Annotated in this window: 22 protein-coding genes; 13 read left to right on the top strand and 9 right to left on the bottom strand. The window is 69.2% G+C overall.

From position 1 onward, the window contains the following. Positions 1–86: 86 nt before the first annotated feature. Positions 87–2,360 carry a xanthine dehydrogenase family protein molybdopterin-binding subunit gene (locus tag AC07PA_RS30060; protein WP_494609912.1) on the top strand — a complete coding sequence of 758 codons (2,274 nt, stop codon included), beginning with the start codon at positions 87–89 and terminating at the stop codon, positions 2,358–2,360. Between the two features lie 20 nt (positions 2,361–2,380). Beyond that, positions 2,381–2,842 (top strand): (2Fe-2S)-binding protein, encoded by a 462-nt coding sequence (locus AC07PA_RS30055; RefSeq protein ID WP_494609911.1) that lies wholly within the window; start codon positions 2,381–2,383, stop codon positions 2,840–2,842. Between the two features lie 10 nt (positions 2,843–2,852). Here the strand turns inward: AC07PA_RS30055 and AC07PA_RS30050 are convergent, their stop codons facing one another. Beyond that, positions 2,853–3,911 carry a sensor domain-containing diguanylate cyclase gene (locus tag AC07PA_RS30050; RefSeq protein WP_007855647.1) on the bottom strand — a complete coding sequence of 353 codons (1,059 nt, stop codon included), beginning with the start codon at positions 3,909–3,911 and terminating at the stop codon, positions 2,853–2,855. Positions 3,912–3,925: 14 nt separating this feature from the next. Then, positions 3,926–5,116, bottom strand: coding sequence for an S-methyl thiohydantoin desulfurase domain-containing protein (locus AC07PA_RS30045; RefSeq protein WP_007855646.1), 1,191 nt, complete (start codon positions 5,114–5,116; stop codon positions 3,926–3,928). Positions 5,117–5,281: 165 nt separating this feature from the next. Between AC07PA_RS30045 and AC07PA_RS30040 the strand changes: the two genes are divergently transcribed. Further along, positions 5,282–5,986 carry a DUF3334 family protein gene (locus AC07PA_RS30040; RefSeq protein ID WP_494609910.1) on the top strand — a complete coding sequence of 235 codons (705 nt, stop codon included), beginning with the start codon at positions 5,282–5,284 and terminating at the stop codon, positions 5,984–5,986. Positions 5,987–6,000: 14 nt separating this feature from the next. Further along, positions 6,001–6,795, top strand: a complete 795-nt coding sequence (locus AC07PA_RS30035; protein WP_494609909.1) for a helix-turn-helix domain-containing protein — start codon at positions 6,001–6,003, stop codon at positions 6,793–6,795. On the opposite strand, the gene AC07PA_RS30030 is transcribed toward AC07PA_RS30035, so the two are convergent. Continuing rightward, a complete protein-coding gene (locus AC07PA_RS30030; protein WP_494609908.1) occupies positions 6,755–7,468 on the bottom strand; it encodes a glutathione S-transferase family protein in 714 nt (237 codons plus the stop codon). The two genes, AC07PA_RS30035 and AC07PA_RS30030, sit on opposite strands and share 41 nt — an antisense overlap. A 77-nt stretch (positions 7,469–7,545) precedes the next feature. Here AC07PA_RS30030 and AC07PA_RS30025 point away from each other — a divergent pair, with 77 nt between their 5' ends. Together AC07PA_RS30025 and AC07PA_RS30020 are read left to right on the top strand one after the other, a co-directional pair. Further along, positions 7,546–8,448, top strand: coding sequence for a LysR family transcriptional regulator (locus tag AC07PA_RS30025; RefSeq protein WP_494609907.1), 903 nt, complete (start codon positions 7,546–7,548; stop codon positions 8,446–8,448). 57 nt (positions 8,449–8,505) lie between these two features. After that, positions 8,506–9,138 (top strand): FMN-binding negative transcriptional regulator, encoded by a 633-nt coding sequence (locus AC07PA_RS30020; protein ID WP_494609906.1) that lies wholly within the window; start codon positions 8,506–8,508, stop codon positions 9,136–9,138. 22 nt (positions 9,139–9,160) lie between these two features. Here AC07PA_RS30020 and AC07PA_RS30015 read toward each other — a convergent pair whose 3' ends face one another. The 4 genes from AC07PA_RS30015 to AC07PA_RS30000 all read right to left on the bottom strand — a co-directional run bounded on the left by AC07PA_RS30015 (position 9,161) and on the right by AC07PA_RS30000 (position 14,644). Continuing rightward, a complete protein-coding gene (locus AC07PA_RS30015; protein WP_494609905.1) occupies positions 9,161–12,058 on the bottom strand; it encodes an EAL domain-containing protein in 2,898 nt (965 codons plus the stop codon). Between the two features lie 344 nt (positions 12,059–12,402). After that, entirely contained in the window at positions 12,403–13,305 is a 903-nt protein-coding gene (locus tag AC07PA_RS30010) for a hypothetical protein (protein ID WP_494609904.1), read from the bottom strand. Positions 13,306–13,484: 179 nt separating this feature from the next. Next, a complete protein-coding gene (locus tag AC07PA_RS30005; protein ID WP_494609903.1) occupies positions 13,485–13,835 on the bottom strand; it encodes a darcynin family protein in 351 nt (116 codons plus the stop codon). A 35-nt stretch (positions 13,836–13,870) separates the two neighbouring features. Further along, complete coding sequence (locus AC07PA_RS30000; RefSeq protein WP_494609902.1) at positions 13,871–14,644, bottom strand: SDR family oxidoreductase; 774 nt, start codon at positions 14,642–14,644, stop codon at positions 13,871–13,873. A gap of 48 nt (positions 14,645–14,692) precedes the next feature. Here AC07PA_RS30000 and AC07PA_RS29995 point away from each other — a divergent pair, with 48 nt between their 5' ends. Both AC07PA_RS29995 and AC07PA_RS29990 read left to right on the top strand, forming a co-directional pair. After that, on the top strand, positions 14,693–15,301 hold the full coding sequence (locus AC07PA_RS29995) for a Crp/Fnr family transcriptional regulator (protein ID WP_494609901.1): 609 nt from the start codon (positions 14,693–14,695) through the stop codon (positions 15,299–15,301). Positions 15,302–15,397: 96 nt separating this feature from the next. Continuing rightward, a complete protein-coding gene (locus tag AC07PA_RS29990) occupies positions 15,398–15,724 on the top strand; it encodes a plasmid stabilization protein (protein WP_145695126.1) in 327 nt (108 codons plus the stop codon). A gap of 13 nt (positions 15,725–15,737) precedes the next feature. Here the strand turns inward: AC07PA_RS29990 and AC07PA_RS29985 are convergent, their stop codons facing one another. Both AC07PA_RS29985 and AC07PA_RS29980 read right to left on the bottom strand, forming a co-directional pair. Beyond that, positions 15,738–16,772, bottom strand: a complete 1,035-nt coding sequence (locus AC07PA_RS29985) for a response regulator (RefSeq protein ID WP_007855630.1) — start codon at positions 16,770–16,772, stop codon at positions 15,738–15,740. Next, complete coding sequence (locus tag AC07PA_RS29980) at positions 16,769–20,386, bottom strand: hybrid sensor histidine kinase/response regulator (protein WP_494609900.1); 3,618 nt, start codon at positions 20,384–20,386, stop codon at positions 16,769–16,771. Before AC07PA_RS29980 ends, AC07PA_RS29985 begins: the two co-directional genes overlap by 4 nt. 203 nt (positions 20,387–20,589) lie before the next feature. Here AC07PA_RS29980 and AC07PA_RS29975 point away from each other — a divergent pair, with 203 nt between their 5' ends. The 5 genes from AC07PA_RS29975 (at position 20,590) to AC07PA_RS29955 (ending at position 24,314) form a co-directional block, all read left to right on the top strand. Beyond that, positions 20,590–20,892 carry an urease subunit gamma gene (locus AC07PA_RS29975; RefSeq protein ID WP_055399013.1) on the top strand — a complete coding sequence of 101 codons (303 nt, stop codon included), beginning with the start codon at positions 20,590–20,592 and terminating at the stop codon, positions 20,890–20,892. A gap of 25 nt (positions 20,893–20,917) precedes the next feature. Beyond that, entirely contained in the window at positions 20,918–21,514 is a 597-nt protein-coding gene (locus AC07PA_RS29970; RefSeq protein WP_494609899.1) for a HupE/UreJ family protein, read from the top strand. 27 nt (positions 21,515–21,541) lie between these two features. Then, complete coding sequence (locus AC07PA_RS29965; RefSeq protein ID WP_007855625.1) at positions 21,542–21,847, top strand: urease subunit beta; 306 nt, start codon at positions 21,542–21,544, stop codon at positions 21,845–21,847. A 74-nt stretch (positions 21,848–21,921) separates the two neighbouring features. Further along, positions 21,922–23,640, top strand: a complete 1,719-nt coding sequence (gene ureC / locus AC07PA_RS29960; RefSeq protein ID WP_494609898.1) for an urease subunit alpha — start codon at positions 21,922–21,924, stop codon at positions 23,638–23,640. A gap of 32 nt (positions 23,641–23,672) precedes the next feature. After that, positions 23,673–24,314, top strand: a complete 642-nt coding sequence (locus tag AC07PA_RS29955; protein WP_494609896.1) for a LysE family translocator — start codon at positions 23,673–23,675, stop codon at positions 24,312–24,314. The last annotated feature ends 2 nt before the right edge of the window (positions 24,315–24,316 follow it).

The following is a 24,316-nucleotide window of genomic DNA, read 5'->3' as shown; positions in this document are numbered from 1 at the left end:
TTTGTGTCGCCTAGGCGTTGCCCACCGCCCCGGCCCTGGGTTTACGATGGTTGAAAGACGGTTCCCACGAGAGGCAGGCAACAACCATGGTGAAACGACGCACAGTGCTCTGGGCCGGTGCGGCCACAGCGGGCGCGCTGGTGATTGGCTGGGGGGCCCTGCCCCCGCGCCAGCGCCTGCGCACGGGCGCGCCGCTGCCCACGGCGGGCGGGCAGGCAGCGCTCAATGGCTGGCTCAAGATCGGCGCGGACAACACCGTCACGGTGATGATGGCCAAGGCCGAGATGGGCCAGGGCACGCACACCGGCCTGGCCGCCATCCTGGCCGAGGAGCTCGACGCCGACTGGCCCCAGGTGCGGCTGGAGATGGCGCCCATCGACGACATCTACAACAACCTGGCCACGGTGGTCGACGGCCTGCCTTTCCACCCCGACAACGACGGCTCCATCAAGGCTGTGGCCGGCTGGCTCACGGCCAAGACCATGCGCGAGGTGGGCGTGATGATGACGGGCGGCTCGTCCAGCATCAAGGACTTGTGGCAACCCATGCGCGAGGCCGGCGCGAGCGCCCGGGCCATGCTGGTGCGCGCGGCAGCCGCGCAGTGGAACGTGCAGGCCACCGAATGCAGCGTGCAGGCCGGTGTGGTGGAACATGCCGCAGGCCAGCGCGCCAGCTTCGGCGAGCTGGCGGCCCTGGCGGCGCAGCAGCCGCTGCCCGGCAAAGTGGCGCTCAAGGAGGCGGCGCAGTTCCGGTTGATCGGCAAGCCGCTCACACGCATCGAGGCGCGCAGCAAGCTCGACGGCACGGCCGTGTTCGGCATCGACGCGAATCCGCCCGGCCTGCTGCACGCCGCCGTAGTGATGTGCCCCACGCGCGGCGGCAAGGTGGCGCGCATGGACGGCGCCGCCGCCGAAAAGCTGCCCGGCGTGAAGAAGGTGCTGACCGTGGATGCTCTGAACGGCGGCACCGGCGCGGTGGCCGTGATCGCCGATACGCCCTGGCATGCGCGCAAGGCAGCAGCCGCCGTCACGGTGGAATGGGACCATGGCCCGGCGGCCGCCCTGTCGAGTGCGGCGGTGTATACGCAACTGGCCCAGGCGCTGGACCAGGCCAAGGGCTTTGGCTACCACCAGAGCGGCGATGCCGAAGCGGCCATGCAGGCTGCGGCGCGCACCATCACGGCCGACTACCGCGCGCCCTACCTCGCGCATGCGGCGCTGGAGCCCATCAACTGCACGGTGCAGTTCAAGGACGGGGCGGCCACGGTGTGGACCTCCACCCAGGTGCCCGACCTGGCGCGCGCCGCCGCGGCCAAGGTGCTGGGCATCGCAGAGGACAAAGTGGATGTGCAGCAACTGCTGCTGGGCGGCGGCTTCGGCCGCCGGCTGGAGGTGGACTACGTGGCCCAGGCCGCCGCCATCGCCCGCGCGGCCGGTGGTGCGCCGGTGCAGACGCTGTGGACGCGCGAGCAGGACACGCAGCACGACTTCTACCGCCCTGCCTGCATGGCGCGCTTCAAGGCGGGCTTCGATGGCGAGGGCAAGCTGGTGGCCTGGGACAACCTCTCGGTGGGCCAGGCCATCGTGCCGCAGGTGCTCGGGCGCATCTTCGGACTGCCCGGTGCCGGGCCGGACAAGACCACGTCGGAAGGTGCTTTCGACCAGCCCTACGAGTGGCCCCACGCGCGCATTGCCCACGAGATCGTCACGCTGCCGCTGCCTGTGGGCTTCTGGCGCTCGGTCGGGCATTCGCACCAGGCCTTCTTCAAGGAAAGCTTCATGGACGAGGCGGCGGTCGCGGCCGGGCAGGACCCGGTGGCCTTTCGCGCCGGCCTGCTGCAAAAGCACCCGCGCCATCTGCAGGTACTGAAGAAGGCGGCCGAGCTGGCGGGCTGGGGCCAGCCGCTGGCAGCCGAGGCATCGGGTGCGAAGCGTGCCCGGGGCATCGCGCTGCACCAGTCCTTCGGCTCCATCGTCGCGCAGGTGGCCGAGGTCTCGGTGGCGGCGGACAGCAAGGCCATCCGCGTGCACCGCGTGGTCTGCGTGATCGACTGCGGCGCGGCCATCAACCCCAACCTCATCACCCAGCAGATGGAGAGCGCCGTGGTCTTCGGCCTCACGGCGGCGCTGCATGGCGAGGTCACCGTGGACAAGGGCCAGGTGCAGCAGACCAACTTCCACGACTACCCGCTGCTGCGCATGGCCGACTGCCCGCGCATCGAGGTCCACATCATCCCCAGCACCGAGCCACCCGAAGGTGTGGGCGAACCGGGCGTGCCCCCGATTGCCCCGGCCGTGGCCAACGCCCTCTTCGCGCTGAACGGCCAGCGCCTGCGCAGCCTGCCCCTGCGCGTGGCCTGAACCAACCTGGAGCCTCTTCCATGCCCACCACCCTTCGCATCAACGGCAAGGCCATTTCCGTGAACGCCGAGGCGGACACCCCCCTGCTGTGGGTGCTGCGCGGCGAACTGCACATGAACGGCACCAAGTTCGGCTGCGGCATGGCGCTGTGCGGCGCCTGCACCGTGCACCTGAACGGCGAGCCCACGCGCGCCTGCATCACGCCCCTGTCGGCCGTGAGCGACGCAGACATCACCACCATCGAAGGCCTGGCGGGGCCACAGGCCGAGGCCTTGCGCAATGCCTGGACCGTGCTGGACGTGGCCCAGTGCGGCTACTGCCAGAGCGGCCAGCTGATGTCGGCCTGCGCCCTGCTCACCAAGACCGCGCGGCCCACCGATGCCGACATCGACGCCGCCATGGCGGGCAATGCCTGCCGCTGCGGCACCTACCCGCGCATCCGCGCGGCCATCCACCAGGCCGCGGGCAAGAGTAGCGGCTGACCCCCCGCGCTCAACTGGCCAGTGCGCTGCCCTGGATCTGCGCCGGGTCGAGCAGCATGTGGGCCCCGGCACGGGCCTCGGACTCTGCAGCCACGGCCGACTGGACATTGTTGCGCCCAGCCTGCTTGGCCCGGTACAGGGCCTTGTCGGCGGTGTTGACCAGCTCTTCGAAGCTGGCGCCCCGCACGTCGTACAGGGTGGCCACGCCGATGCTCACGGTGACGGTGACGCAGGCGCCGTCACCATCGACCAGCACGTTGTGGTCAGACACGCCCGTGCGCAGCGACTCGGCCAGGCGCAGCGCACTGGGCGCGTCGATGCCCGGCAGCACGATGACGAATTCCTCGCCGCCGAAGCGGGCCACGATGTCCACCGCCGTGCGCGAGCGCGCCAGGCAGGCCTGGGCCACGGCGCAGATCACCCGGTCACCGGCCAGGTGGCCCCAGGCGTCGTTGACGGCCTTGAAATGGTCGATGTCCACCACCATCAGCGACAGCGGCTGGCCCAGTTGCCCGGTGCGCAGGCATTCACGGGCGCCCAGGTCCATCAGCGTGCGCCGGTTGGACAGGCCGGTCAGCGAATCGCATGCGGCCAGTTGCTCCAGCGCCGTGTTCAGCTGCTGCAGCAAGGCGTTCTGCTCGCGCAGCTGGCGGTTGATCTGGGCGATCTCGTCTTCCTTGCGCTTGCGGTCATCGATGTTGAAGGTCACCCCGATCAGGCGCTTGCCCGGCGTGTCGGTGTGGCCGTCCATGATGCGACCGTAGTTGGCGTACCAGACCCATTCGCCGCTCTTGGCGCGCAGCCGGAACTCGCAGCGGTACTGCGGCGTGACACCCGACATGTGGTCGGCAACGGCCGTCTGCACCGTCGCCAGGTCGTCGGGATGGAACAGACCGTAGACGTCCTGCAGGCCCGAGACGATCTCTTCCTCGGTAAAACCCAGCTCCAAGAAGGTCTTGGTGGCCTTGCGGGTGACGTTGCCGGTGAGCAGATCGTTCTCCCACAGGTCCAGGCCGGCCGCTTCCAGTGCCAGCTCCAGCCGCTCTCGGTTCAGGTCCGCTTCACCCATGGTGGCCCATCCACTCAGGCCGAGGGCATGGCACCGGCGTAGCCGATGTTGCGCAGCAGCCCCGCAAACGAAGCCACCACGCCCGGCGTGTTGTACAGCTGGGGGGCGGTCTGCACCTGGATGATGCTGACCTGCCGGCCGGTGCTCTTGCCCGTGGCGGTGTCGAAGTAGAGGGCCAGGTCATCGCTGGCATTGGAGAAGCCCCGGCCCGTGCTCTCGGAGTAGTAGCAGATCGAGTCGGGCGCGATGATGTCGGGCGAGGTGCTCGCCGTGCCGTACATGATGAGGTTCTCGTTCAGGTTGTACAGGTAATGGGTCTCGGTACTCTGCGACGGGTCCTGCGCATTGTCCAGGCGGATGATGCCGGAATCGAGCGAGGACGCGCTGGAGGTGGACTGGGTGACCGCCGTGATGTAGAAGTTGGTCAGCACCGCCTGGGCCGGCCGGCCGGTCAGCTGGGTGATGTTGGCCGCCACAGACGCCGTGGACGGCGGGCTGGCTGCCTGCAGCAGCGAAAACCCCAGTTGGCGCGCCTGCTCCAGCGTGCCGGGAATGTAGTTGCCCGACAGCGCGTAGCCGTTGCCCTGGTTCGATGGCCACATGGCGATGCCCGAGTACCCCCCGAAGCCGCCGACCACGCCGCCCGCCAGGGTTTCCACCTTGTCCGCGGTGGGCGCGCCCAGCACGGCCGATTCGACCAGCGGTGAAGGAGGGGCGTCGCTGGCCAGCGCGCAAGGGCATGGCGCCAGCTGCGCGCTGCCGGTGAAGGTGGTCTGCGGCAGTTCGGGCACGGCGCGGCCGGCGCCGTCGCCGTTGACCACGTAGATCGTGCCGCGGGACATGCCGGCCCCGATCAGTGGCACCAGGGAGTTGATGGGGCCGATCTCGACCGGGATCACGCAGCCCAGCGGCGCCCCGGTGGCCTGCTCGAACACCTGTGAGGTGTTGGTGATGGAGTTCTGGATGGCCGCGAGGGTCAGCCCGTCGGCGGCGTCGGGCGATCCCATGATGGCCAGCACGCAGGAAGCGGTGGCGCCGTCGTAGTCCTTGACGGTGACCGGCGTGAAGCTGCCCTGCTGCGCCAGTTGCTGCAGGATGGTGCAGGCATCGTTGTAACTGCCACCGCCGCCACTGGCCAGTATCGCGGCGCCCGCCGCGACAGCCTCCAGATCGCCCAGCCCATAGGTAAACACTGCAGCCGCCATTGGATTCCTCCCTGTTGTATTGGTTGGCTGGCACGATACGCCTTGCCGCTTGATTGTCAACCCGAAGCAGGCCACAGTGGCAGGAAAGCACGCTGGCCGACGGCGGCGGCTTCGCCTATGCTCTGTACAGCACCCTTTTTGTCGAGTAGCAACCCCGCGAATACCATGAGCCACACCGAAACCTCCGTCATCTACGGCACCGAAGACCTGCTGATCAGCCTGTGCAACTCGGTCACCCGCGTGCTCAATGTGGCCACCCACAGCCAGATCCACTATTCAGGGATGGTGCAGCGCATCAGCAAGACCTGCCTGAAACCCGACATCGGCTGCTTCGTGCTGTTCGACGGCGGCTTCTCGGGCCTGGTGATCATCAACTTCTCGGCCCAGGCAGCCATGGAGCTGTATTCGAGCTACCTGTTGAACATGGGCATGTCCAAGGATGACCTGGTCTCGTCCTACACCTCCGACGAGGTGTCCAACGTGATGGGCGAGCTCATGAACCAGGTGGTGGGCGACTTCACCGGCAAGGTGCGGCGCGAGCTGCAGACCCACATCACGCAGAACCAGCCCAAGATGCTGGTGCTCAACAAGCAGGTGATGCTCAGCGTGGACGCCAACCTGGACAAGCCCGAGGCGCGGCGCGTGACCTTCTACACCTCCAGCAACAACATCTTCTACCTGGAGCTGGCCATCGACCGCACCGAATTCATCAAGATGGTGGATTTCGAAGCCCAGGACACACCAGACCCCGACGCGCTGATGTCCCAGAACGCACGGGGCGCACAGAGCACCCCGGCCCCGGCTCCCGCTGCGGACAATGGCGGTGGCGGATCCGACACCGACGAACTGCTCAAGTCGCTGGGAATGTAGTAATCCGCGCCGGCATGCGCCAGCCCTCGCAGCAAACCCTGCCCTACGAAGAACTGCCGCTGGGCCCGCTGGACCCCCTGCGGATCGAGGCGCTGTGGCGCTACGGTCCGGTGGCCGGGCGCCGGCAGGCCGTGCTGCCCGATGGCCGCATGGACCTGGTGGCCCACGCGATGCTGGACGCCAGCGGCGGCATCGCTGCCGTCAGCCTGGCGATTGCCGGCCCCGCAAACCGCCCCAGCACCGTGGCCCACCGCGCCGCCGTTTGCAGCGTGGGCGTGCGCTTCCAGCTGGGCTGGGGTGGCGCCTGCCTGGGGCTCGACCCGGCCGCGCTGGTGAACCGGGTGCTGACCGGGACCGCCGCAGAGCAGGCGCTCGGCCCCCTGGCCACCCCGGTGCTGGCCGCGACCTGCGCGGACGGCCTGCAGCATGCGCTGGCGGGCGCGGCGGCGGCCCTGGCGCGGCGAGCCGGCCCGGCCACTGGCCCCTCCCAGGCCCGCGCTCTGCAGGCCCTGCGCTGGCTACGCCAGCACCCCGGTGCCCCGCTTCAGGCGCTGTGCACCGCCCTGGCCCTGCCCGAGCGCACGCTGCGCCGCGACGTGCTGGCCGCCGTGGGCCTGCCGCTGCGCAGCCTGGCCGGCATCCTGCGCTTCCAACGCGCCATGGCGCTGGTGCAAGGGGGGCGCCGGCCTTCGCTGGCCCATCTGGCACAGGAGGCGGGCTATGCCGACCAGGCGCACATGACGCGGCAGTTTCGCAAGCTCGGCGGCTTTACGCCGGCATTGCCGCAGCTGGTGCCGGTGGTGGCATAGCCCTCGCCCGCTCCGCCAGCGCGCCCTGCCGGGCGTGCAGAAAGGCGCGCAGCCGGTCCCCATAGTCCGCACCCACGGCGCCAGCCACCGAGGGCCGGGCCGCCAGCGCCGTGCGCCAGGCCGCCACGCGCGGCAGGCCGGTGAACACGCCGAAGTCGCCGATCCGGTCGAATACATCGAAATAGCGGAACACCGGGCCGAAGACCGCATCGACCAGTGTGAAATCCGGTCCGGCAAAGTAAGGACCCGCTTCGGCACGGGCCGACAGCTGTGCCTCGACCTGCACGAACAGGCGCCGCAGGTCCCTCGCACGGACCGCCAGAGCGGCTTCGTCAGGGGCACCGTAGAGCGCACCGATGGCGTTGAGCACGGCCGAGCCGAACTCCATCCAGCCCCGGTGCCGGGCACGGGCCAGCGCGTCCTCGGGGTGCAGGCGGGGCAGGAAGGTCTCGTCCAGGTACTCGCAGACCACGGCCGATTCGAAGACGGGCTGGCCATCGACCAGCAGCACCGGTGTCTTGCCCAGCGGCGAGATCTGGAGAAACCAGGCCGGCTTGTTGGCCAGGTCGATGTCGATGCGTTCGAAAGCGATGCCCTTTTCTGCCAGGGCGATGGCCGCCCGCTGGACATAAGGGCACAGGGGGTGGCTGATGAGGGTGAGCGCGTGGGGCATGGCAGAGGTCCTTGAGGGGTGGGAGCTCTGAATCTATGATTGCGTCAGAGAAATCAAAATACGCAGCACCGCAAACCATGATTGCAACAACGCAATATCAAGCCGCCCCTTTCCAGTTGGGTGCCGGCGACCTGGAGAACGTGCTGGCCCTGGTACGTGCCGGCACGCTGGCCGGCGCCGGCGAGCGCCTGGGGGTGGACCCGTCCACCGTGTTCCGCACACTCCAGCGCATCGAGCGCGGGCTGGGGCAAGCCCTGTTCACGCGCTCGCGCACGGGCTACCAGGCGCTGGAGCTGGCACAGACCCTGGCCGGGCATGCCGAGCAGTTGGAGTCGGCGCTGGAATCGGCGCGCTCCGCGGCGCAGGCACAGCAACAGCCCGAGCGCGTGTCTGGCAACGTGCACATCACCACCACCGACACCATCCTGCACGGCCTGGTGGCGCCCGCGCTGCGGACCCTGCAAGGGGAGCACCCGCTGCTGCAGTTCGAGCTGCATGCCGGCAACGACCTGGCCAGCCTGACGCGACGCGACACCGACATCGCCGTGCGCGCCACGCGCCGCCCACCGGCCCACCTGGTGGGCCGGCAGGTGGGCCGCATCCGCATGGCGCTGTATGCCGCGCGCCAGGGCCCGGTGCAACAGCTGGCCGATGTGCAGGCCGGCCAGGACTGGGTGGCGCCCGACGATGCGCTGCCCGAGCACCCCTCGGTGCTGTGGCGCAAGCGGCATTTTCCGAAGGCGGTGGCGCGCTACCGCGTGGGCAGCATCCTCACCGTGATGGAGCTGGTGGCCCTGGGGCTGGGCGTGGGCGTGCTGCCGGTCTTCCTGGCCCAGCCGCATCCCGGCCTGGTGGCGCTGACCGGGTCACTGGACGAGTGCGAGACCGGGCTGTGGCTGCTCACCCACCCCGAGTCGCGCCACCTGCGCCGCGTGGCCACGGTGTACGGCCACCTGGCGCGCACGCTGGTGCTGGAGTAGGAAACCATTGGCCGGAACGTTCAATACGCACACACCGCACCGGCCGACACTGGGGCCATGCACGCCCAGCCCCTTTTTGCCGAGAACGACCCGGCCACGCTGCTCCACCTGGTGGCCAGCTACCCCCTGGCCACGCTGGTCACCACCAGCGCCACCGGTGCAACCGATGTCCATCTGCTGCCCCTGGAGCTGCACCAGCCGGACGCTGCGCCGGCCTGCCTGCGGGGCCATGTGGTGCGCGACCATCCAATGCGCCGGGATGTGGCCGATGGCAGCAGCCTGCTCGTGCTATTCCAGGGCCCCAACGCCTACATCTCGCCGCGCTGGTATGTGAATGGCCAGCGCAGTGCGCGCTTGGCACCGAGCTGGAACTACGTGGCCGTGCAGGCGCGCGGGCACCTGCGCTGGGTGGACGGCGACCCCGCCTGGGTGCTGGCCCACCTCGCGGCCCTGACGGCCGCACAGGAGGCCGGGCGCAGCGAGCCCTGGTCGCTGGAACTGGCGGCGCCCGACTACGTGCAGGGCGCGGCCCGGCACCTGGTGGGGTTCGAGATCGAGGTCACGGCACTGCAGGGCAAGTGCTTTTTGTCGCAGCAGCGCACCGAGGCCGACCGGCGCAGCCTGGTGGAGCACCTGGCACGCGAACCCTCGGGCATGGCGCACGATGTGGCGCGGCTGATCGTGCCCTGAGCGGTGGGGGATTGGGGCGGCTTCAGTGCGCGTCGGAGCGGCGCTCGCCGAACAGCCCGGCCTGCCCCGACGGCGGGCCACTGGCACCCAGCAACTGCACGAACTGCATGAGCTGCGGGTCTTCGATGAAGCTGGCGGCGGAGGATGCGGCGAGCAGCTTCTCGGGCGACTGGGGCCGCGCCACGACGAAGCCCTGCACATAGTCCACGCCGATCTCGGCCAGGGTCTGCACCGTGGCATGGTCTTCGGCCCACTCGGCAATGGTCTTCATGCCCAGGTTGCGCGCCAGGCTCACGATGGCCTCGACGATGGCCACGTTGGCCGGGTGGCGGTTCATGTTGACGATGAAGTTGCCGTCGATCTTGAGCAGGTCGGACGGCAGGTCCTTGAGGTAGGAGAACGAGGTGTAGCCGGCGCCGAAGTCGTCGAGCGCCACCTTGGCGCCATAGGAGCGCACCTGGCTGATGAAGCGGCGCGTGTTCTCCAGGTCGTGCAGGGCCACGCTTTCGGTGATCTCCAGGCACAGCCAGCTCGCCAGGTGCGGGTGCTCGTCGAACAGGGCGAACACGTCGTCGATGAAGGCCTCGTCGTTGAGCGAGGCACCGCTCAGGTTCAGGCACACGAACTGGGTGCGCCCGAGCTGCCCGTGGTGCTTTCCCAGCCAGTCGAACACCGTGCCCAGCACCCAGCGGTCGATGACACCCATGCGCCCGCTGTGCTCGCCCGCGGCGATCAGCCGCGGCGTGGGCACCAGCGCGCCGCTGGCGTCGCGCATGCGCAGCAGCACCTCGAAGTTGAGCGACTCCGTCGGCGCCGTGAGCGACATGATGGGCTGCATCTCCAGGTACAGGCCCTCGATGCGCTCGTCGGACGACAGGCGCTCCACCAGCTTCATCTCCGTCTCGTGGGCGATCAGGCCTGGCGCATCGCGCTCGTACACCGCCAGGCCCTGGTGCAGGCCGCGCTTGGCGTCGCGGCAGGCATGGTCGGCGGTGGACACCACGTCACGGATGCTGCTGCCCGGCGCCACCTCGATGAGCCCGATGGAGCCGCGCACGTGGAACGAGCGCGCGCCCACCCGGTAGGGGCTGGTGCAGATGCTGGAGACGATGCCCTGGCTGATGAGCCGGGCCAGCGTGATGTGGGTGTCCGGAAAGACGATGAGGAACTCGTCGCCCCCCACGCGCCCGATCTGCATGTTGCCCGACAGCATCTGCGAGACGCGTGCGCACACCTGCTGCAGCACGTCGTCACCAGCCGCATGGCCGAACAGGTCGTTGATGAGCTTGAAGCGGTCCAGGTCCAGGTAGGCCAGCGCCAGCGGCTTGCCCTGGTTGCGCTGGGCCAGCGCCGATTCGAGCACCTGCTCGATGCCGCGGCGGTTGAGCACGCGCGTGAGCGCGTCGTGGTGGGCCAGCACGCGCAGGTTCTCGGTGGCGCGCGATTTCTCGGTCACGTCCTGCAGCGAGCCTTCGATGCGGCCGCGCGCCTGGGTGGCTCGCACCATGAAGCGCCGGGTCAGTTCCCCATCGTCGCGCCCGCTCACCGCGAACTCGGTTTCGGTCTCGCCCTGGCCATGCACCATCTGGTCGAGCTGCAGCCAGGCCGCGTCGCCGAACTGCGCGCGCCAGGTGCGCCCGCCGTTGTCCAGCAGGCCGTCGCCCAGCATGTCCACCAGCGCGGGGTTGGCACTCAGGAACCGGCCCTGCAGGTCGAGCGTGAACAGGCCGATGGGCATGGCCTCGTAGGCATGCTGCAACTGGGCCTGCACCTCCAGGCGCTTGACGTGCTCTTGGCGCATCTGCTCGGCAATCGCCAACGCGGCCAGCAGGCTCGACGAGAGGGCCGCCGTGACGTGGTTCACGGTGCCCACCAGCACCTTCATGCCATAGGCCGCCGCCACGATCTCCGAAAAGCTCGACAGGAAGGTGACCCCCAGCGACGCGCCGTACCACAGGGCCACGCGCGAACGGGTCTTGAAGACGATGCGCACCAGGCTCACCGTCATCAGCAGGAGGCCCACGCCCGTGGACACCCACATCATGGGCAGGTACAGGCCGTAGGGCAGGAACACGGCGGCCAGCAGCAGCGGCACGCAGGCCCACTGTGCACCACGGATCCAGGGGCCCAGGCGCGAGCGGTCCAGGTCTTCCTGGAACAGGTTCTTGTACAGCGTGATGGTGAGAAAGCCGTAGATCGCCACCGTGAGCGCACGGGTCGGAAACAGCCAGGGCGTGGGCACCAGGTGGCCCAGCCACTGCACGTCCCAACCTGCAGAGATGGCTCCCACGCGCAACGTGACCACCAGCCAGGCGGCGAACAGCACATACAGCGACTGGCGATTGATCAGCGCCGTCATGAGCACGAACATGCCCAGCACCACCAGACCGCCTTCGAGCAGACCCAGGTTGCGGTGGAATTCGAGCACCGAGGCCTGCAGGTCGGTCTGGGCCCACCAGTCGGCCTGCAGGCGTGCCGGCCCGACGAAGGCCGCACGGCACAGCACGCGCTGGCCGGCACTGGCCTCGGGCAGGCCGAAGCCGGCCTTCATGGGGATCAGGCTGCCGCTGGCCTGCTCGCGTGTGGCCTGGCCGAGCGACACCAGGCTCTTGCCATCCCAGCAGGCCATCTCCACGGCGTGGCGCGAAGGGAACAGCACCGAGGGCGGCTGCGCCATCGACACCGGCAGGTCCACCAGGAACCAGACCGGCTCCTCGGACAGGTTGGTGTCATGGAAGGATTTGAGCGGCCGGTTCGCCAGCGCGGCCAGTGCCTGTTCGGAGGTGAGCTCTGGCGCCGCCTGGGGCAGCACGCGCATCATCAGGGTGTGGCCGCCGGCCGACAGGTAGTTGCTCTGCCAGAACAGCAGCGCCCACACGGCCACGCCAGCCATGGCAATGGGAATGATGTAGATGGACATCGCGCGCAGCAGCCAGTCCACCAAGACTACGCCGCGCCGTACCCAATGCCGTGCGTGCTCCTGCAATCGCGCTGACCCCATGGTTTCGTGTGGATGCGCAGCCCCCACGGCCACGCGCTGGATGGCGCATGGGCCACGGCCAGGCAAGCAAGGCCGCGATCACGCGCAAACTTCCATCTTGTCACGGAACACACGGCCTGCATCGCAAGTCTTTGCGCGTTCCCCCTTTTTTGTGGGAGTTTACAAAGCAACGGGTACAAAAAAGGCCACCGCAGGTGTGGCCTTTTTACCAACAGGTGATTTTGGCGTGCAGCGCAGGCCCCACCCTGAGGGGGTGGGACCGCTCAGGCAAACGCCCGGTTGCTGATGCGCGCCGGCAGCTCCCGGCGCCCACTGGTGGCTGCGCGGCGCGGCAGCGGCGGGGCCCCAATCGCCTTGCCGCTGGCAGGCAGGCTGCGCACGGGTGCCGGACCCATGTCGATGTCCGGATGGCGGGTGTGGCAAAAGAAGTTGAGTGCCGGGTGCTGGGCCTGCTGCCAGCGCGCCGGGCCGCTGTCGATGTCGAAGGCCATCACCCGGTGCGGCAGGTTGCCGGCATGGGCCAGCGGGATGAAGCCCTGGGCAGGGAACAGGTCTTCGAACAGCAGTTGTTCGTAGTGCCGGTCGATGGGGGCCCGGCCCGCCGCAATAGCCTGCTCGATCCCCTGGCGCTCGCAGTACTGGAAGGCCGCCTTGATGAGCACGGTCTTGACCAGGCGGCCCATGGTGCCCCCCACGATGCCCAGGCGCGTGACTTCGGCCAGGCGCATGCCCTCCATCCACAGGGGCAGGTCGACCGACTGCTCCACGCTCAGGGCGCGAAAGCGGTTGCTCTGGATGCGCGCCGTTCCCAGCGGAGAGCCATCGAGCTTGGACTCGGCCAGCAACACCACGACCCCGTCTTCGTAATCGGTGGACTCGGGCTCTTGCAGCTTTTGCGCCAGGTCGGGCACATGGCGTGCGTAGGCCGCATGGCGGATGTGCACCGCCTTGCGCAGGTCCGCCTCATTCTTGACCAGGCGCACCCAGAAGGGCAGCCGCTCCTCCCTGGTGGCCAGCCGGTTGAGTGCGTCCATGCGGGTCGGCTGCGCCCCACCGGCAACCCGGCCTGCCAGCGCCGGCGACGATGCCACGCCAAACGCCCGCGAGGGCAGCGGTGGGTGCACGCGCACGGTGGGCGCGGAAGCATTGGCGATGGACTCAAGCATGATCGGGCCTCGGGGACAAGAAAAAATTAGCAGATTGCGCAAGTCCACTGTAGGGGCCGCCCCGGGTTTCTTGAGTCAGGGCCGGGATGGAAATCCTGTCTCCTTTTTTCGGACACGCGCGGTCCGAAGTTGCCTGACAGGCTTGTCTGCCTGGCAGGCAGTCGTGTGTCTCCCATGCACTAGGCAAGCTCCCCGGATTTGCCCTGGGACTCGTGGCGTTCGAAGGCCTCGAACCCGCCCTCGATGGCGGGCACGATCTGCACCACATCGAAGTACGGGTGCGCGATCAACGGCGAATCGCGCAGGCGCTCCATGAAGAAATACCAGGCGCGCGGGTCGGGCGTCTCGACCAGCATCACGTCGCTGCAGGAGGCGCTGAAGGCCTCGGCATCGAAGTAGCGCATGGCCAGTCCCGCGCCCGGCCCCAGCAAGGGGTGCAGGTGCTCGGCCGTGAGTGCGTTGCGGCGCTCGCGCGGCAGTTGCAGCCAGGCGGTGGTGGCCCGCAGGTGGACGGAGAAGGCGTAGTTCATGGTGCGTGGCTTTCAGGGAGGGAAGCTTGGCAAGCTCAGGCCTTTTGCAGGATGCGCGCGAGCAGCCCCGGCGCCCAACGCTGCAGCGCAGGCACCCAGCGCGCCTTGCCGATGTGCAGCTCGGCCCGGCCTGCGAGCAAGCCCGCGACCAGCGCCTGGGCCGCCTGGTCGGCCGGCAACTTGCCGCGCCCCCGGCCCTGGGTCATGGGCGTGTCCACCAGGGGCATCACCGCCTCGACGACCCGCACGCTGCTGCCGCGCAACTGCACCCGCAGCGCCTGGGTGAACAGGCGCAGGCCGGCCTTGGTGGCGCTGTAGACGGCGGCCGTGCGCTTGGGCGCATGGGCCAGGGCCGAGGTGACGTTGACCACGCAGGCCCGGCCCAGGCCCTGAAAGTGGGGCAGCAGCGCCCGCGTGAGGGCAACGGGTGCGATGAGATTCACATCCACCTCGCGCTGGATGTCGCTGCTGCCGTAGCCTGCGTCGTCCATGCGCACATCGTGCTGGATGCCGGCGTTGTTGATGAGCACGCCCACCTCGGGAAAGCGCGCCACGATCTGCGCCGCCAGCGCGTCGATCTCGCCGACGCGGGCCAGGTCGGCCGGCCAGGGGGCGATGAGCGCGTGCCGCGCCGCCAGCGCCTGCAGCCGGCCGGCATCGCGGCCGATGGCGACCACCGGCACCCCCAGGTGCGCCAGGTGCAGGGACAGCGCCCAGCCGATGCCCGAGCTGGCGCCCGTGACGATGGTGCGCGGCAGCGGTGGTTGCAGGGACGGCAGCGTGTGTTGTTCTACAGTGTGCGGGTTCATGGCTGCCAATGTAGGCAGCCACCACCGTTTTGGAATCAACCCAGGTTAATGCACGAAGCGCCCTCCCCGCCCGCCACCTTCCAGACGCTGCTCGCATCGGCGGCGGGTGGCATGGCCCTGCCCGAGTGGCCGCGCGTGGCACGGGCGCTGGAGGTGCGGCGCATCGAGCCCGGCGGCACGGCCTTTATGCAAGGCGTGGAGCACCCGTATGTGTATGCGGTCGACAGCGGGTTGCTCAAGCTGAGCTACCTGGGCGAGGACGGCACGGAGTGGATCAAGTCCTTCGCGCACGAGGGGCGCTTCTTCGCCAGCATCGCGGCGCTGGCGCCCGGCGGCCGCACCAGCTTCATGGTGACGGCCATCGAGCCCAGCGTGCTCGAGCGCATCGACTACCGGCTGCTGGCCGCCCTTGCGCGCGAGCACCTGGCCTGGGCCACGGCGTTGCATGCGCTGACCCTGGTGTTCGCGGCCCGCAAGGAGGAGCGCGAACGCGAGCTGCTCACGCTGGACGCAGAGGGCCGCTACCGCGCCTTTTGCGGCGCCCAGCCCGAACTGGCCGCGCGCATCCCGCAAAAGGACCTGGCGCGCCACCTGGGCGTGACGCCCGTGGGGCTCAACCGCATCGTGATGCGGGTGCGCCGGGCACAGGGCGCGTAGGCCCGTCCTACACCCGTGCGCAGGGCCGTCCTATCCGGGCTGCGCGCCACGGGGCCTAGATTGGCACCTTGGACACCACCCCCATGGAGGACCGCCATGCCCCAGACGAGTTGGAGCGCCAAGCGCGAACGCCAGTACGGCCACATCAAGGACAGCCTGCGCAAGCAGGGCAAGAGTGAAAGCACGGCCGAGGAGATCGCCGCGCGCACCGTGAACAAGGAGCGCGCGCAGCACGGCGAGGCCGAGAAGGCCAACCCCAAGACCCTGAAGGACACGCCCGCCCCGGTGCGCGGCGGCCAGCGCTCGCACCAGGGCGCACAGGGCCGCACGCGCGAGCAGCTCTATGAAGATGCCAAGCGCAAGGGCATCCAGGGCCGCTCGAAGATGAACAAGGCCGAGCTGGAGCAGGCCGTAGGCCGCTGAAGCCCGGAGTGCGCTACCCCTCGAACTGGGGGTGCAGTTGCCGGATGCGGTTCATCGCCATGCCCGCCGCCGCCGTGCGCGTCTCCACGCCGAGCTTGGCGAACACGCGCTCCAGGTGCTTCTTGACGGTGGCGGGGCTGGCGCCCAGGATGTCGCCGATGTCACGGTTGATCTTGCCCTTGACGACCCAGTAGAGCACCTCGGCCTCGCGCGCGGTGAGCTTGAAGGACAGGCTCATGGACTCGATGATCTTGGCATCCGACACTTCGCGCATCACCAGCAGCCAGTCGCCGCCGCCCTCGCTGTCGCCGGCCTGCTGGTGCAGGCGAAAGGTCAGGCGCCGCGCGCCCTGGTCGATGGCCAAGCGCGGTGGCTCGGCCTGCGCCTGGGCCAGCAGCTCGGCCGCGTTGTCGGCCAGCACGTGGCGGCGCAGCCAGGCCTGCACGGCCTCGGGCGCCCAGGGGCTGGCCTCGCCGAAGTAGGCCTGCAGCAGCTCGCGCGCCAGCGGGGTCTGCCAGACGATGCGCCCATCGAGCGCACGCACGGTGATGCTCGCGTAGCCGAAGGCGTCGAGCGCGTTGCGCGCCTCGCGCGCCTGGCTGGCATCGGCCCGGGCCTTGCGCGCGGCGCCCAGGTGCACGCCCATGCGCGCCATCACCTCGCGCGGCTTGATGGGCTTGGTCACGTAGTCCACCCCGCCCGCCTCGAGCGCGGCCACCAGGTGCTCGGTCTCGGTCAGGCCGGTCATGAAGATGATGGGGATGTGCGCGGTCTGGGGCGAGGCCTTCAGGCGCCGAGCCACCTCGAAGCCGTCCATGCCGGGCATCATGGCGTCGAGCAGCACGATGTCGGGCAGGGCCTGGGCGGCACGCTGCAGCGCGGCCTCGCCGTGCATGGCCACGAGCACGGTGTAGCCCGATTCGTCGAGTGCATCGTGCAGCACGGCCAGGTTGTCGGGCACGTCGTCGACGATGAGCACCACGTCGCTGTCGCTGCGGTCCAGGGCAGCGCCGGCGGGTACGGAGGGAGGGGATGCTGCGGTGTTCACGGGGGGGCCTGCTCCAGGATGCGGCCCATGGCGTCGAACTGGAACTGCCGCGCCAGGCCGCGCATGGTGTGCACAAAGGCACCATGCACGGGCTGGTGCCGTTCGATCTCGTCCAGGGCATTGAGGATGCCGCGGTAGTAACCCAGCGATACGGCCTGCGACAGGGCCGCCAGGGCGCCGGGATCAGGGTAGCTCAGCGCGGCGGCACCCGCTGAGGGTGCAGGCGATGGAGCGGCCAGCGCGGTCTGCGCCTCGCCCAGCCACTGCAGCGCCAGGCGCCTCTCCAGCCAGTCGAGCAACTCGCTGTGACGCACAGGCTTGACGATGAAGTCATCGGGGCGGATGTCGACGTCGTTGTCCAGCGCCTTGTCGAAGGCGTTGGCAGAGACGATGGCGCATTGCACATTTTGCAACTGCATCTGGCGCACCCGCCGCAGGGTCTCCCATCCGTCGATACCCGGCATGGCCAGGTCCATGAACAGGGCGTGAGGCCGGTAGCCGGTGGCCAGCAGGTCCAGTGCATCGTGGCCGCTGGCGGCCTGGCGCAGTTCGAATCCCAGGGGCTCGAGCAGCTGCACCAGCAGCTCGCGGTCGGCCTCCTCGTTGTCCACCACCAGGATGCGGCGGCGCTCGCCGGCGTAGCCCTTGCGCGCACGCGGCGCGCGGGCGGCGGCCGGGGCGCCGGCCTTGCCCAGGGCCTCGGCATGCACCTCGGGCAGGAACAGCTTGACGTGGAACACCGAGCCCAGACCGGGCTCGCTGGTGACGGTGAGCTCGCCGCCCATCAGGGCGGTGAGCATCTTGGCGATGGTCAGGCCCAGGCCGGCACCGGGCGTGGCCGCCACGGCCCCCGCGCTGCCGCCGCGCGCGAAGGGCTCGAAGATGCGCTCGATCTCGTCGGCGCTGAGGCCCGGTCCGGTGTCCTGCACATCGATGCGCGCGATCTCGCGGGCGTAGCGCACGCGCAGCGTGACCCGGCCCTGCGCGGTGAACTTGACGGCGTTGCCCAACAGGTTGATGAGGATCTGGCGCAGGCGCTTTTCGTCGGCACGCACGACCTCGGGGATCACGCCCTGCACGTCGAACTGGAAGGCCAGGCCCTTGGCGGCGGCCTGCAGCTCGAACAGGCTGGCCATCTCGTGCAGGCCATCGGCAAAGCGCATGGGCGTGACGTCGAGCGTGAGCTTGCCCGACTCGATGCGCGCGATGTCGAGCGTGCCCTCGATCAACGACAGCAGGTGCTCGCCACCGCGGCGGATCACATGCACGGCCTGCTTGCGGTGCGGCGGCACGCCGCTGTCCTCGCCCATCAGCTGGGCATAGCCCAGGATGGAATTGAGCGGCGTGCGGATCTCGTGGCTGATGGCGCTGATGTAGCGGCTCTTGGCCTGGTTGGCCTGGTCGGCGGTGCGCTGGGCCGCCTCGGCCACCTGGCGCGCCTGCTCGGCCACGCTGCGGGCGTTCTGCAGGGCCTCGTCGGTCTGGCGGTGCAGCTCGATCTCGCGCACCAGCAAGCCGGTCTGGCGGTTCGACTCCTCCTGCGCTACCTGGCGGCTCTTGTGCGCCAGCACCAGCCACCAGGCGACGATGCCGGAGATGACCAGGAGCGCCAGGTAGGCCTTGAGCAGGCCCGAGCGCAGCGCCACCTCGGGGGCGGCCAGCACCTCGGTGTTGGTCATGGCCTGGCCGATGGTGTTGAGCTCCTGGTGGTACAGCAGGCCCATGACGGAGGCCAGCAGCGGCGCGATGACCAGCATCAGCAGCAGGAAGTGGCCCAGGCCGGTATCGAGGTAGCGCCACACGGCGCGCGGCAGCACCCAGCGCAGGGCCGAGGACCACTGCACGGCCATGCTCGCGTGGGGCTTGCACAGGTCACCGCAGCGCGCGTCGAGCGTGCAGCACAGCGAGCAGATGCCGCCGCCGTAGGCCGGGCACTGGGCCATGTCGGGCGCTTCGTACTCGCGCTCGCAGATGACGCAGCGCTGTACCGAAAAGCGGGCATAGGTGCCCAGATCGGCCGCGACCTGCCCACTCACCGGGCCGTGCATGGGCACGGCGGACGGCTCGGGCTGGCGCGCGATGTAGTAGCGCCCCTGCGTGGCCCAGGCGATGAGCGGCGCGGTGACAAAGGCCACGGCCATGGCGATCACCGCCGAGAAGGCCTGCGGCAGCGGGCCGAACAGGCCCAGGTGGGCGCTGATGGAGACCACCGAGGCCAGCGCCATGGAGCCCACGCCCACGGGGTTGATGTCGTACAGGTGGGCGCGCTTGAACTCAATGCCCTTGGGCGACAGGCCCAGGGGCTTGTTGATGACCAGGTCGGCCACCACCGACATGATCCAGGCGATGGCGATGTTGGAGTACAGGCCCAGCACCTCGCCCATGGCGCGAAAGACGTTCATCTCCATCAGCATGAAGGCGATGAGGGTGTTGAACACCACCCACACCACCCGCCCCGGGTGGCTGTGCGTGAGGCGCGAGAAGAAGTTGGACCAGGCCAGCGAGCCCGCATAGGCGTTGGTGACGTTGATCTTCATCTGCGAGACCACCACGAACAGCGCCGTGGCCGCCACCGCCCAGCCATAGTGCGGAAACACGTATTCGTAGGCCACCAGGTACATCTGATTGGGGTCGACGGCGCGGTCGGCCGGCACCATGTGGGTCAGCGCCAGGTAGGCCAGCAGCGCGCCGCCCAGCATCTTGAGCACCCCGAGCACCACCCAGCCCGGCCCGCCGGCGAGCACGCCCAGCCACCAGCGCCCGCGCGTGGCCTGGGTGCGCGCGGGCATGAAGCGCAGGTAGTCGGCCTGCTCCCCCATCTGGGTAATGAGCGCGATGCCGACCGTGAGTGCCGCACCAAACAAGGGCAATTGGAACATAGCGCCCCGGCCGGATTCACCACCATAGTGCGATATGCCCGAAAACGCACCAGGATCGTGCGTTATGACGTAGACGAACGGCACCACCAGCATCACCAGCCACAGCGGCTGGCTCCACACCTGCAGCCGGCTGATGGCCGAGACGCCGTGGGTGACCAGCGGAATCACCACGATGGCGCAGATCAGGTAGCCCCAGGTGGGTGGGATGTCGAGCGCCAGCTCCAGCGCATAGGCCATGACAGCCGCCTCCAGCGCGAAGAAGATGAAGGTGAAGGAGGCGTAGATCAGCGAAGTGAGCGTGGAGCCGATGTAGCCGAAGCCCGCGCCGCGCGTGAGCAGGTCCATGTCCACCCCGTAGCGCGCGGCATAGACGCTGATGGGCAGGCCCGCCAGGAAGATGATGAGCCCCGTGGCGACGATGGCCCAGAAGGCATTGATGAAGCCGTACTGCACCAGCAGCGTGGCACCCACGGCCTCCAGGATCAGGAAGGAGGCCGCGCCGAAGGCGGTGTTGGCCACGCGCCATTCGGACCACTTGCGAAAGCGCTGCGGGGTGTAGCGCAGGGCGTAGTCCTCCATGGTCTCGGTGGCCACCCAGCTGTTGTAGTCGCGCCGGACCTTGACGACCTGTTGCGGGGCCTGGGCGTCCGCACCCATGTCTACGCTCACATCCATGCCGCCCCGCGCGGGGACGCCCGCGTCGGGCGGAGCGATGGTGGCGGCGGTGGGTGGCATGGGGAAGGCGTGGGGGTGGGGAGCGGCAGTCCCTGTGCTGGTGCAGTTTCCATGCCACTGGCGTCGTGCGGGCCAGGGCGGATGCGCCAATCGACGTATGGCCGGCACGGCGCTTGCTCACTATGATGGTGCGGACCAGGGCCACCCCCGCCCCCCGCGCGCGGCACCGCGCTGCCCCACCCGATCACCACACCGCCAAGACCATGGAACTCACCCCCCGCGAAAAGGACAAGCTGCTGATCTTCACCGCGGCCCTGCTGGCCGAGCGCCGCAAGGCGCGGGGCCTCAAGCTCAACTACCCCGAGGCCATGGCCCTGATCAGCGCGGCCGTGATGGAAGGCGCACGCGACGGCAAGACCGTGGCCCAGCTCATGAGCGAGGGGCGCACCGTGCTGACCCGCGCCGACGTGATGGACGGCATCGCCGAGATGATCCCCGACATCCAGGTGGAGGCCACCTTCCCCGACGGTACCAAGCTGGTCACCGTGCACCAACCGATTGTTTAAGCCACTCCCCCGGAGACCCTGACCCATGCGCGCATCCCGCACCCTTGCCTTCATCGCCCTGGCCACGCTGGCCGCGGCCGCCAGTGCCCACACCGATGGCGTGGCGCACACGCACCACGATTTCTTCAGCGGCTTCACCCACCCCCTGTTCGGGCTGGACCACCTGGCCGCCATGGTGGCCGTGGGCCTGTGGAGCGCGCTGGCCGCGCGCCGCGCCGGGCCCGAGCTGCTGTGGGGCCCGCTGGGCTTTGCCAGCCTGCTGCTGGTGGGCGCGGTGATGGGCCTGCAGGGCATCGCCATTCCCGCCGTGGAACCGATGATTGCCGCATCGCTGCTGGCCACGGGCCTGCTCGTGGCATCGCGCCTGCGCGTGCCGGGCATCGTGGCGGCGCTGGGCGTGGGCGTGTTCGCGCTGTTCCACGGCCTGGCCCACGGCTACGAGTTGGCCGGCAGCGACAGCGCCTGGCAGACCCTGGCCGGCATGCTGTGCGCCACGGTGCTGCTGCACTGTGCCGGCCTGGCTGCAGGCTGGGCACTGCGCCAGCGCAGCGTGTGGCTGGCGCGCGCGGCCGGTGCCGGCGTGGCCGCCCTGGGCGGCGCCATGCTGCTGCAGCTGGCTTGAAAAACACCCCGACAAGGACACGCCACCATGACCCCAGGCGAGCTGCTGATCGATGCGGGCGAGCATGCCCTGAACCCCGGGCGCCGCACGCTGACCGTGCTGGTGCGCAACACGGCGGACCGGCCCATCCAGGTGGGTTCGCACTACCACTTTGCCGAGACCAACGGCGCCCTGGGCTTCGACCGCGAGGCCGCGCGCGGCATGCGGCTGAACATCGCCTCGGGCACGGCCGTGCGCTTCGAGCCCGGGCAGGAGCGCACCGTGGAGCTGGTGGACTATGCGGGCGACCGCACGGTCTACGGCTTTCGCGGGCTGGTGCAGGGCGCGCTGTGATGCTGCGCCCTGCCCTCTTCTCCATCGCTATCCATTCGAGCCCCGCGCCGGGCACCAGCAAAAGGTTTTGAACCATGGCAACCATTGGACGACGCGCCTATGCGGAGATGTTCGGCCCCACCGTGGGCGATCGCGTGCGCCTGGCCGACACCGACCTGATCGCCGAGGTGGAGGCGGACTACACCCTGCGCGCCGGCGGCTACGGCGAGGAGGTGAAGTTCGGCGGCGGCAAGACCATCCGCGACGGCATGGCGCAGAGCCAGCGCACGCGCGATGCGGGCGCGGTGGACACGGTGCTGACCAATGCGCTCATCATCGACCACACCGGCATCGTCAAGGCCGACATCGGCCTCAAGGGCGGGCGCATCGTGGCCATCGGCAAGGCGGGCAACCCCGACACGCAGACAGGCGTGGACATCATCATCGGCCCGGGCACCGAGGTCATCAGCTGCGAGGGCAACATCGTCACCGCGGGCGGCATCGACAGCCACATCCACTTCATCTGCCCGCAGCAGATCGAAGAGGCCCTGGCCTCGGGCGTGACCACCATGCTGGGTGGCGGCACGGGCCCGGCCACGGGCACGCTGGCCACCACCAGCACCTCGGGCACCTGGAACATGGAGCGCATGCTGCAGGCGGCCGATGCCTTTCCGATGAACCTGGGTTTCCTGGGCAAGGGCAATGCCAGCCTGCCGGCGCCGCTGCGCGAGCAGATCGAGGCTGGGGCCATTGGCCTGAAACTGCACGAGGACTGGGGCACCACGCCCGCAGCCATCAGCAACTGCCTGGACGTGGCCGAAGAGACGGACACGCAGGTCGCCATCCACAGCGACACGCTCAATGAATCGGGCTTTGTCGAGAACACCATTGCCGCCGTGGGCGGGCGCAGCATCTGCGCCTTCCACACCGAGGGCGCGGGCGGCGGCCATGCGCCCGACATCCTGCGCGTGGTGGGCGAGGCAAACTTTTTGCCCTCCTCCACCAACCCGACCATGCCCTACACGGTGAACACGCTGGACGAGCATGTGGACATGCTCATGGTGTGCCACCACCTGGATGCCGGCATTGCCGAAGACCTGGCCTTTGCCGAAAGCCGCATCCGCAAGGAGACTATCGCGGCCGAGGACATCCTGCACGACCTGGGCGCCATCAGCATGATGAGCAGCGACAGCCAGGCCATGGGCCGGGTGGGCGAGGTGATCCTGCGCACCTGGCAGACGGCGCACAAGATGAAGGCCCAGCGTGGCACGCTCGAAGGCGACAGCGCGCGCAACGACAACACGCGCATCAAGCGCTATGTGGCCAAGTACACCATCAACCCGGCCATCGCCCACGGCATCAGCCACGAGGTGGGCTCCATCGAGGTGGGCAAGTGGGCCGACCTGGTGATCTGGAAGCCCGCCTTCTTCGGCGTGAAGCCGGCGCTGATCTTGAAGGGCGGCTTCATCGCCATGGCGGCCATGGGCGACCCGAATGCCTCCATCCCCACGCCGCAGCCGGTGCATTACCGGCCGATGTTCGGCGCCTTCGGCGGGGCCATCGCGCGCACCTCGCTGACCTTTGTCTCGCAGGCAGGGCTGGCGGCGGGCATTGGCGAGCGCTTCGGGCTGGCCAAGAGCCTGGTCGCGGTGCGCAACATCCGCGGTGTGCGCAAGGAGCACATGGTGCACAACAGCTACACCCCGCGCATGGAGGTGGACGCCCAGACCTACACCGTGCGCGCCGACGGCCAGTTGCTCACCTGCGAGCCGGCCACCCAGCTGCCCATGGCACAGCGATACTTCCTGTTCTGACCGATCGCTGAACGAACCCCGGAGTACCGCCCATGCTGCCCGAAACCCATTTGCTGCTCGCCTTTGCGGGCGCCAGCCTCGTCCTTGCGCTCACCCCCGGCCCTGCGGTGGTCTACATCGTGGCGCGCACGGTGGCCCAGGGCCGCGCCTGCGGCCTGGCCTCGGTGCTGGGCGTGGCGCTGGGCAACCTGGGCAATGCGATTGGCGCGGCGCTAGGCTTGGCGGCGCTGTTCGCCGTGTCGTCGGCCGCCTTCACGGTGGTGAAGTGGGCTGGCGCCGCCTACCTGGTCTACCTGGGCCTGCGCATGTGGTTCGCGCGCCCAGCCGCAACCACGAGCGACGGCACGGCAGCATCCCGCCAGCCTTTGGGCCGCGTGTTCCGCGACGGCTTCGTGGTGGCCCTGCTCAACCCCAAGACCAGCCTGTTCTTCGCCGCCTTCCTGCCCCAGTTCATGGACGCGCAGGGCAGCGCGCTGGCGCAGACCCTGGCACTGGGCTGCACCTTCGTGGCCATCGCGGCCTGCACCGACCTTTTCTATGTGCTGGCCGCCAGCCTGGTGGCGCCTCGCCTGGGCCAGGCCACGCGCCATGCGGTGTGGGGCAACCGCCTGGCCGGCACCTCCTTCATCGGCCTGGGCGTGCTCACGGCCATGGGCTCGCGCCCCACGCGCTGAGC

This window comes from Acidovorax sp. GW821-FHT09B03 (assembly GCF_059418305.1).
The sequence above is the reverse complement of the archived record's forward strand: the minus strand, read 5'-3'. Positions and strand labels throughout refer to the sequence as shown.